Below are 16,703 nucleotides of genomic sequence, written 5' to 3' on the forward strand. Positions count from 1 at the left end.
TATAGTAACTATATACACTACGATAAAATCTGTAAACAAATGAAAAGTCTAATGGTATTTGTTTTGTTTAAGGAGTGTGAAATTGATGAAGACATATAAAGTCACTTTATGGTTATTATTAATGAATTTATTCATTGCATTTTTGGGAATTGGCCTTGTCATTCCTGTATTACCAACGTTAATGAATGAATTAGGTTTAACCGGTACAACAGTTGGCTATTTAACTGCTGTGTTCGCGATTGCTCAATTGATTGCCTCACCATTTGCAGGTAAGGCTGTAGATAAGTATGGAAGAAAAATAATGATTGTCATAGGCTTATTTATATTCGGCTTCTCAGAATTCTTATTTGGGATAGGGAAAGGAATTGAGATATTATTTATTTCGCGTATTTTTGGCGGAATTAGTGCCGCATTCATCATGCCAGCAGTTACAGCCTTTATTGCGGATATTACGACTTTGGAGACTCGTCCGAAAGCACTCGGTTATATGTCTGCGGCCATAAGCACAGGGTTTATTATTGGTCCAGGTATAGGTGGATTTCTTGCTGAATTGGGGACGCGAATTCCATTCTTTTTTGCAGCGGGACTTGGTACGATCGCAGCGATTCTTTCGATCATTTTATTATCTGAACCCGAACGTCAGACAGAAAATCACGAACAACCATCGGAAGACCAAGTTGGGTTTAAACGGATGTTTGCTCCAAAATATTTCATTGCGTTTATCTTAATTTTTATTGCTTCGTTTGGTTTAGCAGCTTTTGAATCATTTTTTAGTTTATTTGTGGACCACAAATTTCAATTTACACCAGCTGATATAGCCATTGTAATTACCGGTGGTGCCATTTTTGGCGCAGTGTCTCAAGTTCTTTTGTTTGATCGGTTAACGCGGATTTGGGGTGAAATTAAACTCATTCGTTATAGTTTAATCTTGTCAGCCTTACTTGTCTTCCTAATGACCGCCGTTCATTCCTATTTCGCAATTTTGCTCGTTACATTTATTCTGTTTGTCGGGTTTGATTTATTCCGACCAGCTGTTACTTCATATCTTTCGAATAACGCAGGGAATGAACAGGGATGGGCTGGTGGAATGAACTCAATGTTCACAAGTTTAGCAAACGTTAGTGGCCCAATTTTAGGCGGTATGCTATTCGATATCGACATCAATTATCCTTACTACTTTGCAACAGTGATACTTGCTTTCGGGATTATTTTAACCCTATTCTGGCGGAAACAAGAAAAAACGGTAAAACAAGTGAAGCCCAGTGTAGCTAATTAAGGTAGATAAAAATAATGTAGGTAAGCAAGCACAAAGGGGGAACCTCTTTGTGCTTTTTTACAGGAATAAAGTATCATCATCCATTTATCTCTAAACATCGTTTGACAATGAGAATCATTTTCATTTATAGTATTAATTGAGAGGTATTCTCATTTGAAATCGGAGGAACATAAGTGATATCCCCTTTTAATTATAGTCTCCATAATTAAACCATAAATAAGCGCTAGTTCCTCCACCCTGCTGATGAAGGGATAAAGATTGGCTTAGGGAAGGTGAATGTCATGAAGCATCGCTTTGTTTTATTAAGAACCAGTGTAATAGAAGTAGAATGTCCTTGCACCAAATGCGAGGGTATGAAAAAAATAGAAGTAAAAAAAGGGACTATATTAACCATAACTCCAGATAGGAAATATGTTGATAACCTTGGCTGGTATGTGTTAATTGATTTTGATGATAAATTCCAAGTATACATAAACATCCATGACTTTGAAAAATATTATTTTGAAAATATGTTCTGTTCGTTTATAGATTTAGATCTAAAATTAAACTATCTAGAATACAAGCTAAATGAATCTCTAGATGAAAGAAATGAAGAGGCTTTTCACCTATTATCAAATGAACTCATGGATTTGAACGAACTTAGGGAGAAGATTATTCGAAGCATGAGCATACATTATGAAGTATAAGTGTATATGATCACACAAGGAGGTATTGACTTGAGTATAATAGAGGTAATTAAGGCACGTCGTAATATAAAGAGTTTTAAACAGGATCAAATTGAAATGGAGCAGATATATAAATGGTTACAAGCAGGTTCGATGGCCCCGAACCATCGAATGACGGAACCTTGGGAAGTGTATGTTGTCGGTCCGGAGACAAGGAAAAAAGTAAATCATAAAACGAACTTCGGTAATGCACCATTAGTACTTGCTGTATTATCGAGACATGGTGCATCAGAAGCAGAGACGTACGAAAATGCAATTGCAACCTCTTGTTTTGTGCAAAACTTTCTCCTTGCTGCTTGGGCAGATGGTGTAGGTGCTTTCTGGTCATCAATCGCTAATGCCCAAAAAATTCGTGATATCTTAGGAGTTCCAGACGGTTATGATGTCATTGGAGTATTTGGTGTCGGATATCCTGCTGAAATTAAAGATGCAAAAGAACGAACATCTATTCAAGAAAAAATAAAGTACCTTTCTTAAAAAACCTCATATTGTTACAGCTATCATGGTGTGTTGATCCTTAGCGGGATTAACACACTTTTTTGTTTTATTTAGTAAGCTTTGTATATACTTTGTACAACACTGATGGCCAGGGGTGATATGAACTTGGTTGTCGTTCATAACACTTTGAGCTATCATTCAAATACGTTCATTTCGGACACGGAAGCTCCTGTTTCCATGAAAACTTTCCGAAACCAGCATGCATTCGGACCCAGCTGCTCCTATGCCCATGAAAGTAGTCCGAATCAAGCGGGCATTCGGACAATGCTGCTCCAGTGGTCATGAAAGTTGTCTGAATTCAGCATGCATTGGGACACAGCTGCTACTGTGCCCATGAAAACTGTCCGAATCCATAGTGCATTCGGACAATGCTGCTCCTGTGCTCATGAAAGCAGTCCGAATCCAGAGTGTATTCGGACACGGCTGCTCCTGTGCCCATGAAAACTGTCCAAATCTAGCGGGCATTTGGACACAGTCGCTCTTATGCCCATGAATGTTGTCAAAATCCATAGTGTATTCGGACACGGCTGCTCCTGTGCCCATGAAAACTGTCCGAATCCAGAGTGCATTCGGACAATGCTGCTCCTGTGCTCATGAAAGCAGTCCGAATCCAGAGTGTATTCGGACACGGCTGCTCCTTGGATCCAGAAAGCACTCCGAATCCAGAGTGCATTCGGACCCAGCTGCCTATATGACCATAAAAGCTGTCCCAATCCAGCATGCATTCGGACGCACCCGCCCTTGGAATATTGGAAGCAGTCCGAATCCATCACATATTCGGGCACGTAAGCCCCTTTCATCCAGAAATTTGTCAGAATTCCCCTTTCATTCCGACATCCCTCCTTGAAATCAGTATGCCTATAGTCGAAACATCCCTACAGGTCAACACCTCATACTTTCAGGAAAATTTTAAGCTAATTGTGAATTGGACGAAATCAAATAATAAAGATGAGATTATTTTTCTTGAGTAAGTTTTCATCAACAGATACTATAGAGTTTGGAACATTATTAGGAAGGAAGACAACATGGATAAACGTATTTATTTTTTAATGATCATATCCTTTATCATTGGGTTAGTTGAACTTATCATTAGCGGCATCTTAGATTTAATTGCAGAGGATTTAGAGGTAAGCATCGGACAAGTTGGCTTGCTGATTACTGTATTTGCTGTCATTTTTGCAGTGGCATCACCAATTTTACTTGTTATGACTGCAAAAATAGAAAGAAAACGGCTTACCTTAATATGCTTATACATCTTTTTCATCGGTTGTATCGTAACCGTGCTCGCACCGACTTTTTCTATTTTGTTTATAGGTAGAATTATTTTGGCATTGAGTGGAGCTTTATTGATTATCTTGTGTTTGGTTATGGCGCCTAGCTTAGTAGGGGAAAAGTATAAAGGCAGAGCCATTGGGATTGTGTCCATGGGAGTAAGTGCTTCTTTAGTTTTAGGGGTACCAATCGGTCTTATTATGGGTAATAGTTTTGGCTGGAGAGCACCTTTCGTACTTATTACGGTTTTGACGGGATTATCTATCATTGGCGTTCATCTATTAATGAGTAGAGTACAACCAAAGCCTCAAATTCCATTAAGGAAACAGCTTGCGACATTGAAAAATCACAAAATTACTCTAGGGCTAACAACGACTTTTCTGTATATGACAGGTCATACGATCATGTATGCCTATTTTAAGCCATATCTAGAAGTTACCACTGATTTTAACGCGACGTGGATTAGTGTTATCTATTTCATTTTTGGTTTTGCAGCAGTAAGTGGTGGGGGTCTTGGCGGTGTCTTGGCAGATTTATTGGGCTCAAGAAAAACAATGGTTATTTCACTAGTAATTTTTAGTGCATTATTCTTTGTATTTCCATACTCGGCAGATTTGTATCTCGTGTTTTTCATTGTCCTAATTGTTTGGGGAATTCTCAGTTGGGCGATTTCACCAGCCATGCAATCTTATCTGATTGAAATAGCCCCTGAATCGTCGGAAATTCAACAAAGCCTGAATAACTCAGCCCTTCACTTAGGTGTGGCTGTCGGGTCCGTGATTGGAGCTGGAATCGTAGATACACTTTCGGTTACAGTAAACCCGTTTGCAGGTGGAATATTTATTATCTTATCACTCATTACAGTAGTTATTTCTGTAAGGAGCAAGGAAAAGGATACGTATAAAACCAGGAGCGCAATTTGATTTTCTTTCAAGTTGTGCTTTTTTTTATTCTTTGGAAAAAGTGCAAGACTCAGAAGGATTCTCTAATCGAATAGGAGAATAGGTAATAAAACCAAAAAAATAGGGGGAAATATGAAAAAGTTTTATGTTGCATCAAGTTTTAAGAACCTAGAATCAGTTCGTTATGTTGCACGACAATTAGTAAAAAAAGGTTTTATATATACATATGACTGGACAAAAAATGAAAGAGCTTCAACATTCGAGGATTTAAAAGTTATTGGGACGGAAGAAAAAAATGCAGTATTAGAATCGGATTTACTAATAGTCCTATTCCCTGCAGGAAAAGGCAGTCACATTGAACTTGGAATAGCACTTGGGCAAGGTAAGAAAATCTATCTTTATTCCCCGGATGATGAAATAAATCATTTTGAAACAACAAGTACGTTTTATCATTTACCTGAAGTTGAAAAGTGTATTGGGACTATTGATGAATTAATAGAGACAGTTGTTGAAGGGAATTCGAATGTAATCAATTAATTATATTTTAAAAAGCTTTTTTACAGGAGAGAGAGTATGAAAATGAATAATTGGTGGTATGGCTTTTACTTTTTAGTTTTAGGGGTGGTATCCTTTTTTACCGGTGAAATCGTAACTTTTATCATGTTAGGGTTTATATTACTAGCTTTGAATAATATAAACTCCACGCTTAAGAAAATATACAAACAAAATAATGGTGAAAAACAGGATTAGCAATAGAAACGGAGCTATCTTATGAAATTAAAAAATCGTGATATTCTAGAGCTTATGGAACAATATCATGTACCTGGTTTGAGCATTGCAATAATTGAAAAAGGTCAAATCAGTAAAATAGAGAACTGTGGTGTCTTACAAGCAGGGACTACTAAAAAAGTAGCCGAAAACTCGATTTTTAATTCTTGTTCGATTAGTAAGTTTCTAACAGGAATGCTCGTTATAACTCTAACCGAACAGGGACTCCTTGTTTTAGATGAAGGATGTTAACATAAAACTTGAATCATGGAATGTACCTGAAAATGAATATACGAAAAATAAAAAGGTTACATTACGAAACTGACTAAGTCATCAATCGGGACTTGTCGACCCTAAATATAGCTTCACAGAGTTAACAGTGGACATAGGTCTACCTTCAATGGTTGACCTATTAGAGGGAAGAACACCTTATTGCAACGAATCGATTGAAGTGAAATATGAACCTGAGCGTGAATTTCATTATTCAGATGCAGGTTTTTGTATTATTCAGCAGCTAACAGAAGACATTACTAAATTGCCATTTGACCAGGTTGTGAACGAACTATTATTTAAACCATTTAGAATGGAGAATAGCTTATTTGTTATGCAAACCACGGATATAAGAAAAGCAAACATTTCTAGTGGACATAATAAAAATGGCGAAATCGTTCATGAAAAATATCCAATATATCCATACCCCGCGGCTTCAGGTTTATGGACAACCACTGCAGATTTAAGTCGTTTAACTCTGGAATTAATGAATGCTTTAAAAGGTGAAAGTAAAATTGGCATTTCTGCGAGTAAAGCAAAGGAAATGATAAGCCCTCAAAGAGATAAGAAGTGGTGCGGATTGGGAGTGTTTTTAAACGGGCAAGAAACAGAGCTTGAAATTTCCTCACTTGGTTGGGGAATAGGGTTTCAATGTATGATGGTGGCATTTCCGCAAAGGGAGTCCGGTGCGGTGATCATGACAAACGCTGAATTAGGTATTCACCAAATGGAGGGTATTATTGGTGAAATATACAACTCCCTTGAAATATAACAAATTTAGTTATTCTATAACCGGAGGATGCGGAAAATGAAAATAATCTCTATTAAAGAAAATCCAGAACATATGAAAAGTGCGATAACCTATATTCAAAGCAAATGGGCTAGTGAACAAAGCTTGAAGGTATATGAAGATTGTATCGAACATTGCATTTCGAACACGAACCCATTGCCACAATGGTATCTTTTGATGGATGAAGAAAAAGTAATTGGCTGTGCTGGCCTGATTACAAATGATTTTATAAGCCGGATGGACCTGTATCCTTGGGTGTGTGCTATATACATTGAAGAAGAGTACAGAGGTAATAATTATGGGTCACTCCTGTTAGAACGAGCTAAAAATGATGCAAAAGCTGGAGGTTTTTCAAACTTATATCTTTGCACAGATCACATTGGTTTATATGAAAAATACGGGTTCAACCATATTGGTACAGGCTATCATCCGTGGGGAACGAGTTCGCGTATTTACGCAGTAGCTTTGTAAGAGATCTAAACGTAACCGAATCCATTAGGAGTTTGCCAATAAAGTGGGACAGGGCCACTGTCCCTTAGTTTGTTTTCTTAGTAAAAGTGGCGGTCACTTCCTACAAGAAAATATCAATACGACTGGAATTCGTTGTCTTCTTTTATACTCAGCATCACTTGAAAAACGTTCTCGCTGGGGAGACCCTTCACGTAAATCATCGATTCTAAAACCAGTCTCAGTAAGACCCCGGAAGTATTGCTCAATCGTCCTGTGATATTTTACAACGATTTGATCTATCCAAGGTTCTTTTCTTTCACCTTCAAGAAAATAATCATCAATTACCCAGTTCCCACGCTTATCTCCTGCTTGTTTGCTTATAAAAGAGGAAGTTGTGAGGGGATGCTGGACACTGAACACGAATTTTCCATTCGTTTTTAATGCATGATACGCGTTTTGAAAAAGAGACCGAATGTCTGAAATATAGTGTATCGCGAAGCGTGAGGTGACGATATCAAAGTGATTTGAAGGAAAGCTGTATGTTTCTAAGTTTTCATGATAAATGGTTCCAGACTCACTGTTAAGATTAAGTTTTGCAGCTGAAACCATCTGCTCGGAACCTTCTACACCCGTGTAATAGGATGCACCTTGACTCAGTAGGTCTTTGCCAAAGGATGCATCACCACAACCTAAATCTAGAATACTTTTATTTTGAAAATCACCGATTAGCTCATAAATAATCGGGGCTTCGATTGCATTATTTGGACTATCCTTTCTGCCTCTCCGCTTCATATAATTTGAAAAAAAGTCCTCGTGATCGTATGCACTTGCTCCTCGAAATTCCATACACGTCATAACCCCTTCCCCACATTAATTACTCATTGCTAATGGTTATTTTAACATGTATTGTAAAAATATGGGGTGAACTCATCGTTTTATAGAAAGGGTCGAAAGGGGAATGCCGATTGAGTGAATGGAAGGATCTAATCAAAGATTCACACGCAAGATGGGAAGAGAATGCGGAACTTTGGGATGATTATATGGGGTATGAGAGTAATCGATATCACCGTGAACTGATTCGCCCTTATACTGAAAAATTATTAAACATAAAAGAAGGCCAGACCATATTAGACATTGCTTGCGGTAACGGAAACTTTTCAAGGAGACTTGCAGAATTGGGAGCAGATGTTATTGCCTTTGATTACTCTGAAAAAATGATAGAGCGGGCAAAAATGAGAACGAAGGAATACATAAATCAAATCGATTATAAAGTTGTGGACGCAACCAGTTACGAGGAATTGTCTGAACTGGGAACTGAACAATTTGATAGTGCAGTAGCCAATATGGCTTTAATGGATATTGCGGATATTACGCCCTTGGTCCAATCCTTACATAAGATGTTAAAGCCAAATGGAGTTTTCGTCTTTTCTATCACGCATCCATGTTTTCAACCCCCTGGTGTCCGTAAAGTTACGGAGACAGAAGAAAGGGATGGAAATGTGATCACTACAAATAGTATTCAACTATTAAAATATCTCAACCCAGAACCCTACCAAGCCATTGGCATAAAAGGTCAGTCCAGCCCACATCTCATGTTCCATCGTCCGTTATCGTACTATCACAATCTATTTTTCGAGGCTAATTTTGTATTGGACGGTATGGAAGAGCCGAGTTTCCAAAATGTGACCGATAAATTTGATTGGCTCGAGATTCCACCTGTCCTTATTTTGCGGTTTCGAAAAAGATGATTTGGATTTAAAACAACCTGTTTTTGAAGGTTCATGTTAAAATTCACATAATGACGCATTAAGTTTTACATATTTTTAGTTATTATGGGAGAGTGAGTTAATGAAACAGAATAGAGAAGAAAAAAAGCATCCACTCTATTTTTTGATTTTAGGCTTAGTATCTATCGTATCTGGAATAGGAAATCTAAGGTATTTCATGAATTCAGACAGTATATATGACATCTTACTTGGTATCATTGGTGCCGCAGCCATCATTGGATCCATTCTTCTATTCAAGTAATATAAAAGATTGGCAATAGTAAGGGACACAGGGACAGGTCCATCGTCCCAATAGGGTTGGGTCTACTAAAGATAAGGTTTATAATGAATGTGTTGATGGATAGGAGGAGAAAATGATGTACATAACAGACGAGGCGAAACAATTATTGAAAAAGTCAGGTGCTGTGGGAATTCGTCTTTTCACAGTTCCTAGTCAGGAACATGGTCCGCAAATTGCTTTAGCGCTAGATGAACCACATGAGTTTGACCGTGTTCAAACGATTAAAGGAATTAAAGTAGCCTTTGATCCAAGTGTAACTGGAACGGAAGTCTTAACATTAGACAAAGAGGAAACTGAAAATGGAGTAGGATTGGTTTTAACAGGACCAGGAAACTATTCGTAAAAGGAGGAATAAAAATGCCCCTTAAAAAGATTACACCTGAGGAGTTATTTCAGAAAATGAATACTCAGGAAAAGATTGTCCTTTTAGACGTAAGAGCAGAAGAGAAATACAATGATTTTCATATTGAAGGCCAAAATGTTGAGAGTCAAAACATTCATAAAGATGAAATTTTTAAATCAGAAGAAAACAAGAGTAATGCAGTTGCATCCTTTCCAAAAGATAAAGAAATAGTCGTAACATGCACAACTGGAAACTCCGCCACAAAATGTGCAAACATCCTTTCAAATCAAGAATACAATGTTGCAGTATTAGATGGTGGAATTACGGCTTGGAAGGAATTTTTAGAAAACAGAGCAGAATAATCAAAAACGACAGCGATTGCGAAAGTAGGCAATCGCTTTTTGTTACTTAATTTTAATGTCTGGATTTGATTTATTGTTTACCCTTCATGAATGTATAATAGAAACATATATTTAGGTGTGTAGTCCTCCTGTTTCTAAGTCAGGTATCTGAGGGGAGATGGCAAAATGAGTTACAAGATGAGAATCGCGACGATGCTGGCTGATCAAATTGATGGTTTTATTCAACTCGTTCAAGAAAACTATGAAAGTAAACATAAAACCTACATAGAAAATCCGGATAAATGGTACCAAGTGAAGCTACTAATTGAAGAATTTAAGTTTCATCTAAACGCATCCGAACTTAGGAGAATTAACCGATTTTCTTGGAACGAAAAGTACACAATTTTATTAGTTGATGATGTTCAAAAGGGCTTGGATGTGATTGAGGAATACGTCGTGAGAAACTACGACGAGTTATTTATTTTAACGGGCAGACTTCACACATTAAGGAGTTTTTGTACGTCACTTAAAAAGGGTGAAGTTTGATTATGTTCGGGATTAAAGAGTATGAACCAATTTTCTTTTCGGATACTTATGAGTTTATGAAAGAACATGGAGAAGGGTTAAGGAGATTAAAAGGTTCGCAACTTGAAGCAATTATAACTGTACATCACGCAAAAGATGGTGAGTTTTGGTCGGACTGTCCAGTTATTTTAGTTAACGGAGGAAAACAAGTAGAGTTTTGTTCCTTTAAAAATTGTGTTTCTGTTACCTGGGATGAAATAGATGTGAATGAAGGTTTAGACTGGTACGGAAGTCAGAATTTACAGCTTGGGTGGCAAGAAAACATGGTTGAAAATGTGACTTCAATGATTGGAAAGAAGATTGAAAAAGTCGAGATCATTGAGGCATCCCCAGGCATTTTACACGGAATTGGGTTCCAAATAGGCGCAAGCTATTTTTGCATCTTCAACGCATTGGACGAGACAGGCTTTTCATGTGTGAAAGATGATGGCCATACATACACAAAGCTATAGGGAAGATGGAAAGGATATATCGGGAATGAGTGCTGAATCAAGAAAGCTAGTGTAGGATGAACTAAATGAAAGTACATAAACTTCACACGACAAACCACCGACATTAGTAAGGTGGTTTTTGTGTATGTATTATCTATTTTTGTAATACCAAAGCACCCGTTTAAGATGAAATGTACACTCTACTATTACTTTTTTTAAAACTAAGTATAGCCCCAGTATAAAAGTAATAATTAAAATGATATGGATTATGTAATACCAAAAAGGATGATTATACGTTGTTGTAGTAGTAGTAGTTCCCGAATTCCATTCTGTTATTTCTAACTGGTAAGGGAAAGGGTCATAAAGTATATCGATAGTTAAATAAGTTAGTATAGATTGTAGAATAAGAAATATTCCGATTGTTTCTTTCATTATTTTACCTCCACAAACCAATTCACTATTAACAGTTTAACATAAAAACAGTAAGTTTTTTCCACAAATTCCTTAAGATTGGTTTAATGAACTAGTTATAAAAGGATTAATGATAATTTTTGTTGAATTTATAATACAAGTATTATTTAACGGAGGAATTAAAATGTTTTCATATACAATTTGTTTTATTAAGCAAGGAAATAATATACTACTTCTTAATCGAGAATCCCCTGAGTGGATGGGAATTTGGAATGGTGTTGGCGGCAAATTAGAGGAAGGCGAAAACCCCTTTGAATGTATCATTCGAGAGATACGAGAAGAAACGGGGATTGAGATGGAACCTCAAAACGTACGGCATAAAGGTAATATTACATGGACAAACCCATCTCATTCTTATTTTGATGGAATGTATGTTTATGTTGCTGAGCTGCCTGAATCCTATCATTACCCTACTCCACTCAAAACCGATGAAGGTATTTTGGATTGGAAAGACCTATCCTGGATCATGCATCCGAAGAACGTAGGCTTAGCAAATTTGAAATATTATTTACGAGAAATTTTACAAGACGAGACGAACTATGAACATCGATTCATCTATGACGGGGACGATGTCGTGGATTTCAACAGAGTGCCCATGGTTGAGCCAGTTCTAAAATAATAGTGGTAGGTGCATTGTTTTTTCCAAACTCATTTGTCTGAAGCTGTGTGAACTTCGGACAAGATCGAGTCGAAAAAGCAAGAGTGTGTCCGAAGCTGTATGAACTTCGGGCAGGGACGGGGCGGAAAAGCAAGATAGTGTCCGAAGTTGTATGAACTTCGGACAAGGACGGGGCGGAAAAGCAAGATAGTGTCCGAAGTTGTATGAACTTCAGACAAGGTCGAGTCGGAAAAGCGAGTGTGTGTCCGAAGCTGTGTTAACTTCGGACAAGGTCGAATCGAATAGGCGAGTTAGTGTCCGAAGTGGTGTGAACTTCGGACAAGGTCGAGTCGAAAAAGCAAGTTGGTGTCCGAAGATGTGTGAACTTCGGACAAGGGTGGGTCGAAAAAGCAAGATTGTGTCCGAAGATGTGTAATCTTCGGACAAGGTCGAATCGAATAGGCGAGTTTGTGTCTGAAGCTGTGTGAACTTCGGACAAGGGCGAGTCGAAAAAGCAAGGTTGTGTCCGAAGTTGTATGAACTTCGGACAAGGGTGGATCGAAATAGCAAGATTGTGTCCGAAGCTGCGTGAACTTCGGACAAGGTCGAATTGAAAAAGCAAGATTGTGTCCGAAGATGTGTAAACTTCGGACAAGGTCGGATCGAAAAAGCAAGCTTGTGTCCGAAGATGTGTGAACTTCGGACAAGGGCGAGTCGAAAAAGCGAGTGTGTGTCCGAAGCTGCGTGAACTTCGGACAAGGTCGAACCGGAATAGCCAGGTAGTGTCCGAAGCTGTGTGAACTTCGGACAAGGTCCAATCGAATAGGCGAGTTAGTGTCCGTAGTAGTGTGAACTTCGGACAAGGTCAAGTCGAAAAAGCAAGTTAATGTCCGAAGCTTTGCTAACTTTGTACAAGTCCGACTTGAAAAAGTGGTCTAGTGTCTGAAGCTGTGTGAACTTCGGACAAGGGTGGGTCGAAAAAACGAATTAGTGTACGAAGCTGTGTGAACTTCAGACAAGGGCAATTCGAAATAGCAAGATTGTGTCTGAAGCTGCGTGAACTTCGGACAAGGTCGAGTCGAATAGGCGAGATTGTGTCCGAAGTTGTGTGAACTTCGGACAAGGGTAGATCGAAATAGCAAGATTGTGTCCGAAGTTGTGTGAACTTCGGACAAGGGCAAGTGGAAAAAGTAAGTTGGTGTCTGAAGCTGTGTGAACTTCGGGCAAGGTCGAGTCGAAAAAATGAGTGTGTGTCCGAAGTTGTGTGAACTTCGGACAAGGGCAAGTAGAAAAAGCGAGATCCTGTCCGAAGCTACGTGAACTTCGGACAAGGGCAAGTGGAAAAAGTAAGTTGGTGTACGAAGCTGTGTGAACTTCAGACAAGGGCGAGTCGAAAAAGCAAGATAGTGTCTGAAGTTGTGTGAACTTCGGACAAGGTCGAGCCGGAATAGCCACGTAGTGTCCGAAGCTGTGTGAACTTCGGACAAGGTCCAATCGAATAGGCGAGTTAGTGTCCGTAGTAGTGTGAACTTCGGACAAGGTCAAGTCGAAAAAGCAAGTTAATGTCCGAAGCTTTGCTAACTTTGTACAAGTCCGACTTGAAAAAGTGGTCTAGTGTCTGAAGCTGTGTGAACTTCGGACAAGGGTGGGTCGAAAAAACGAATTAGTGTACGAAGCTGTGTGAACTTCAGACAAGGGCAATTCGAAATAGCAAGATTGTGTCTGAAGCTGCGTGAACTTCGGACAAGGTCGAGTCGAATAGGCGAGATTGTGTCCGAAGTTGTGTGAACTTCGGACAAGGGTAGATCGAAATAGCAAGATTGTGTCCGAAGTTGTGTGAACTTCGGACAAGGGCAAGTGGAAAAAGTAAGTTGGTGTCTGAAGCTGTGTGAACTTCGGACAAGGGTGGAGCAAAAAAGCAAGTTAGTGTCCGAACCCGAACCCGAACCCAAAATCTATCAAATAGGAGATTGAGAGTAAAGAATAACTAAGAAATATAGGGTTGTAGGAAGTAGCCGCCTGAGCAACAAAATATGCCCCAAAATGCCTAGGAGGTTAATTATATGAATAAAGACAATGACTCTCAATCCACCACAAATCATTCAAAAAGAAAGAGTGATTTATTTTGGGACCTTTTTCTTACAGGTGGATGGTCCTCATTTGAAAAGGAATGGAAATATCCAAAGAGTCCTTGGCATACATTCCTTTTGTTTTCTGTCCCTGTCTTGGGAGCGGGGATCATCGTACTAATAGCCGTATTTGTGAGAAAATTATTTTAGTGCAACCAAAATAAAAAAACAAGTTTAGTAACATACTTATTCGCTTATATGAATGCAAGCCCAATCGTAATTTTTATAATATTGTCCTGTAAACTCTTTAATTTATACAAGACTTTTGGTATAATAATTCTGAAAATTGGTAAATTTTAAAATACAGAAAAAGGGGGTTAATAACAATGAAAAAATTTAGTCTTTGGTCGGTACTGCTGGTATTGGTATTGTTTGTCAGCGCTTGTGGTGGGGGTGGAAGTTCAGAAACAGGTGGGGACGGGATAAGCGAGGATGGTATCTTAACAATTGGTGAAACTGGTCTTTATTCAACCAAAGGTGGGGATTTTGAAGTAACGATAAATAGTGTCAAGAAAGAAGCAGGTGGGGATGGTGAGACGGCTTTAAGGGGTACATATGTCGTTGCAAATGTAACGATAACGAGTAGAGCATCGGAGTCTACAAATTTAGAAAAAGTATTGCCATTTAAAATCTTTGTGGACGACATCGTTAACTGGAACAGCGTAACAGCTGGCAAAGAGTTCAGTTTTGGAAAACAAATTTCAGGGGAAATTGCTGGAGGTGATTCCATAACTGGTGAAATTATATTTGATGCTCGGGAATCGGAAACATATAAAATTCTGCTGGGTGGAAAAGCAGAACCAAATAAACTTGAATGGAGCCTAGCAGCAGAGGATTTTCAGTAAAAATATCAATAAATTTTTGAAGTGGTACTGGAATAAGATTCCGGTGCCACTTTTTTCTTTTGTGAACTAGGAAAACTTTTTAATACTATCATCTTAAACAATAAATTAAATCTAAATTTCAATAATATTTTATTGAAAAACAATAAATAATAACATATAATCAACTAAGGAATAATTCAATGTCGGGTGGGACACAGGGGCAGTCTCCTGGTCCCAAATTGGAGGTTAGGATCATGAGAGCGTTGAAACAGCTTTTTCATTTTGGTTGGGAGCAGGCCCTTTCCTGTTTGTTTCCTGTGGTTATTTTTGCCTCTTTGGCTCTTACAAAAATCATACATCTTCCTTTTTTGCCACGGTATGATTGGCTGCTAATCATCTGTGTTGTGATGCAGTGGTGGATGGTACGCTCAGGCCTAGAAACACGGGATGAACTAAAGGTGATCACATTGTTTCACCTTATCGGGCTGGCTCTTGAACTTTTCAAGACACATATGGGCTCATGGTCCTATCCAGAGGAAGGGTATTTCAAAATTTTCGGTGTGCCATTATATAGCGGATTCATGTATGCAAGTGTGGCGAGTTATCTTTGTCAGGCATGGCGCAGGCTTAATGTGGACCTTGTAAAGTGGCCACCATTTTGGTTAGTGGTCGCCCTTGCAGCTGCGATTTATTTGAACTTTTTCACACATCATTTTTGGATTGACGTCCGTTGGTACTTAGCGGTGCTTGTTATGGTTGTTTTTTGGAAATCCTGGGTCACATATGAGATTAATGGAACACATTACCGGATGCCAATTGCCCTTTCTTTTATGTTAATCGGATTTTTTATTTGGATAGCTGAAAATATTGCAACATTCTTTGGAGCTTGGGAATATCCCAACCAAACCAAAGCCTGGAGTCTCGTTCACTTAGGTAAGGTGAGTTCATGGGTTCTATTAGTCATAGTGAGCTTTCTTATCGTAGCAACGTTGAAGCAGGTTAAAGGGAAAAATTCCACTAGGATTACTACTAGTCATTTTTATAAAAAGGAGATGGTAAAATGAAAATGCGAGTGTCGATACTGTTTTTTCTTCTTATTTTATTATCAGCCTGTGCAGAAAATTCTGGTACTCCAATTGTGCCAAATGAAAGTAATATGATTATTAAAGTAAAAAACAATGCAGATTTTGAAATGTATGGTCTGGAAATAGATATACGTAACCATACACAAGGGGCGGTGTATGCGGACGGATCCAAAATAAAAAAAGGAGATGAACTTTTGTTTGAATTCCTAGAAGAAGATTTTACTTTAGAGGGTGAAGGTGAAATGGACGTTTTTATTTTAACGGACAACCACATAGAGGATAATGGTGATAGAATACCGATAAACAAAAAAGTAACATTAGACTTGGAGAGTAATAAGGAAATCATATTTGAATTAACAGGTGGATCAATAAGCGACGCTGAACTAAAAAGGTTAAAATAAGTGTAAGGATAATTGATGAGGGTGAGGATATGGCAACAACTATTACAAGGATCAATAAAGAACAAGCTTGGGAAGTACGGCACAAAGTGATGTGGCCAGATAAAGACTTTGACTATATAAAATTAGAAGATGATGATGCAGGAATTCATTTTGGACTTTTTGAAGGTAACACGCTGAAATCAGTTGTTTCTCTTTTTATAAAGAATGAGGAAGCCCAATTTCGAAAGTTTGCTACACTTCAAAAGGAACAAGGCAAGGGCTACGGAAGTACGTTGTTGGACTACGTGTTAAAGGAAGCAAAGAATCATGAGCTGAAAAGAATATGGTGTAATGCCAGAAAAAACAAAATGGATTTTTATAAAAAATTTGGTTTGCAAGAAAACAATGTTAGCTTTGAAAAAGGTGGCAAAGCCTATGTGATTATGGAGAAATATTGGTAATTCAATATAGAAACGTTGAAGTACGGGGGAGGAGAGC

20 protein-coding genes and 1 pseudogene are annotated in these 16,703 nt (G+C 38.3%); 20 read left to right on the forward strand and 1 reads right to left on the reverse strand.

Translation table 11 applies throughout. From position 1 onward, the window contains the following. The first annotated feature begins 85 nt into the window (after nt 1–85). From norA to ACR65M_RS05475, 8 genes and pseudogenes are all read left to right on the forward strand, one after another. Nucleotides 86–1,276 carry a multidrug efflux MFS transporter NorA gene (norA, locus tag ACR65M_RS05440; RefSeq protein ID WP_440272758.1) on the forward strand — a complete coding sequence of 397 codons (1,191 nt, stop codon included), beginning with the start codon at nt 86–88 and terminating at the stop codon, nt 1,274–1,276. A gap of 281 nt (nt 1,277–1,557) precedes the next feature. Further along, a complete protein-coding gene (locus tag ACR65M_RS05445; protein ID WP_440272759.1) occupies nt 1,558–1,962 on the forward strand; it encodes a hypothetical protein in 405 nt (134 codons plus the stop codon). 30 nt (nt 1,963–1,992) lie between these two features. After that, nucleotides 1,993–2,478 (forward strand): nitroreductase family protein, encoded by a 486-nt coding sequence (locus ACR65M_RS05450; RefSeq protein ID WP_440272760.1) that lies wholly within the window; start codon nt 1,993–1,995, stop codon nt 2,476–2,478. Nucleotides 2,479–3,524: 1,046 nt separating this feature from the next. Further along, nucleotides 3,525–4,694, forward strand: a complete 1,170-nt coding sequence (locus ACR65M_RS05455; protein WP_121446473.1) for an MFS transporter — start codon at nt 3,525–3,527, stop codon at nt 4,692–4,694. A 111-nt stretch (nt 4,695–4,805) separates the two neighbouring features. Beyond that, nucleotides 4,806–5,210, forward strand: coding sequence for a group-specific protein (locus ACR65M_RS05460; RefSeq protein WP_440272761.1), 405 nt, complete (start codon nt 4,806–4,808; stop codon nt 5,208–5,210). A gap of 36 nt (nt 5,211–5,246) precedes the next feature. Then, the gene (locus ACR65M_RS05465) at nt 5,247–5,423 is read left to right on the forward strand and encodes a hypothetical protein (RefSeq protein WP_341333604.1); all 177 of its coding nucleotides are present in this window, start codon (nt 5,247–5,249) and stop codon (nt 5,421–5,423) included. Between the two features lie 21 nt (nt 5,424–5,444). Beyond that, nucleotides 5,445–6,483: pseudogene (locus tag ACR65M_RS05470) on the forward strand (serine hydrolase domain-containing protein). 36 nt (nt 6,484–6,519) lie between these two features. Further along, the gene (locus tag ACR65M_RS05475; RefSeq protein ID WP_440272762.1) at nt 6,520–6,972 is read left to right on the forward strand and encodes a GNAT family N-acetyltransferase; all 453 of its coding nucleotides are present in this window, start codon (nt 6,520–6,522) and stop codon (nt 6,970–6,972) included. A 93-nt stretch (nt 6,973–7,065) separates the two neighbouring features. Here ACR65M_RS05475 and ACR65M_RS05480 read toward each other — a convergent pair whose 3' ends face one another. After that, entirely contained in the window at nt 7,066–7,797 is a 732-nt protein-coding gene (locus tag ACR65M_RS05480; RefSeq protein WP_440272763.1) for a class I SAM-dependent methyltransferase, read from the reverse strand. Between the two features lie 119 nt (nt 7,798–7,916). Here ACR65M_RS05480 and ACR65M_RS05485 point away from each other — a divergent pair, with 119 nt between their 5' ends. From ACR65M_RS05485 to ACR65M_RS05540, 12 genes are all read left to right on the forward strand, one after another. After that, a complete protein-coding gene (locus ACR65M_RS05485) occupies nt 7,917–8,699 on the forward strand; it encodes a class I SAM-dependent methyltransferase (protein ID WP_440272764.1) in 783 nt (260 codons plus the stop codon). A 100-nt stretch (nt 8,700–8,799) separates the two neighbouring features. Continuing rightward, entirely contained in the window at nt 8,800–8,979 is a 180-nt protein-coding gene (locus tag ACR65M_RS05490; protein ID WP_440272765.1) for a hypothetical protein, read from the forward strand. Between the two features lie 115 nt (nt 8,980–9,094). After that, the gene (locus ACR65M_RS05495) at nt 9,095–9,361 is read left to right on the forward strand and encodes an adhesin (protein ID WP_440272766.1); all 267 of its coding nucleotides are present in this window, start codon (nt 9,095–9,097) and stop codon (nt 9,359–9,361) included. Between the two features lie 14 nt (nt 9,362–9,375). After that, a complete protein-coding gene (locus ACR65M_RS05500; RefSeq protein WP_440272767.1) occupies nt 9,376–9,723 on the forward strand; it encodes a rhodanese-like domain-containing protein in 348 nt (115 codons plus the stop codon). 165 nt (nt 9,724–9,888) lie between these two features. Next, nucleotides 9,889–10,248, forward strand: coding sequence for a hypothetical protein (locus ACR65M_RS05505; protein ID WP_440272768.1), 360 nt, complete (start codon nt 9,889–9,891; stop codon nt 10,246–10,248). A 2-nt stretch (nt 10,249–10,250) separates the two neighbouring features. Continuing rightward, nucleotides 10,251–10,739 carry a hypothetical protein gene (locus ACR65M_RS05510; RefSeq protein WP_440272769.1) on the forward strand — a complete coding sequence of 163 codons (489 nt, stop codon included), beginning with the start codon at nt 10,251–10,253 and terminating at the stop codon, nt 10,737–10,739. A 574-nt stretch (nt 10,740–11,313) separates the two neighbouring features. Further along, nucleotides 11,314–11,808, forward strand: a complete 495-nt coding sequence (locus tag ACR65M_RS05515) for an NUDIX hydrolase (RefSeq protein WP_440272770.1) — start codon at nt 11,314–11,316, stop codon at nt 11,806–11,808. A gap of 2,042 nt (nt 11,809–13,850) precedes the next feature. After that, nucleotides 13,851–14,066, forward strand: a complete 216-nt coding sequence (locus ACR65M_RS05520) for a hypothetical protein (RefSeq protein WP_440272771.1) — start codon at nt 13,851–13,853, stop codon at nt 14,064–14,066. A 176-nt stretch (nt 14,067–14,242) separates the two neighbouring features. Beyond that, nucleotides 14,243–14,761 (forward strand): DUF4352 domain-containing protein, encoded by a 519-nt coding sequence (locus tag ACR65M_RS05525; protein WP_440272772.1) that lies wholly within the window; start codon nt 14,243–14,245, stop codon nt 14,759–14,761. Nucleotides 14,762–14,994: 233 nt separating this feature from the next. Further along, nucleotides 14,995–15,804 (forward strand): DUF817 domain-containing protein, encoded by an 810-nt coding sequence (locus ACR65M_RS05530; protein ID WP_440272773.1) that lies wholly within the window; start codon nt 14,995–14,997, stop codon nt 15,802–15,804. After that, entirely contained in the window at nt 15,801–16,226 is a 426-nt protein-coding gene (locus ACR65M_RS05535) for a hypothetical protein (protein WP_440272774.1), read from the forward strand. The genes ACR65M_RS05530 and ACR65M_RS05535 overlap by 4 nt, the downstream gene beginning before the upstream one ends. Before the next feature lie 29 nt (nt 16,227–16,255). Then, nucleotides 16,256–16,666: a GNAT family N-acetyltransferase gene (locus tag ACR65M_RS05540; protein WP_440272775.1), complete on the forward strand. Its 411-nt coding sequence runs from the start codon at nt 16,256–16,258 to the stop codon at nt 16,664–16,666. The last annotated feature ends 37 nt before the right edge of the window (nt 16,667–16,703 follow it).

The organism is Ferdinandcohnia sp. SAFN-114 (assembly GCF_059415045.1).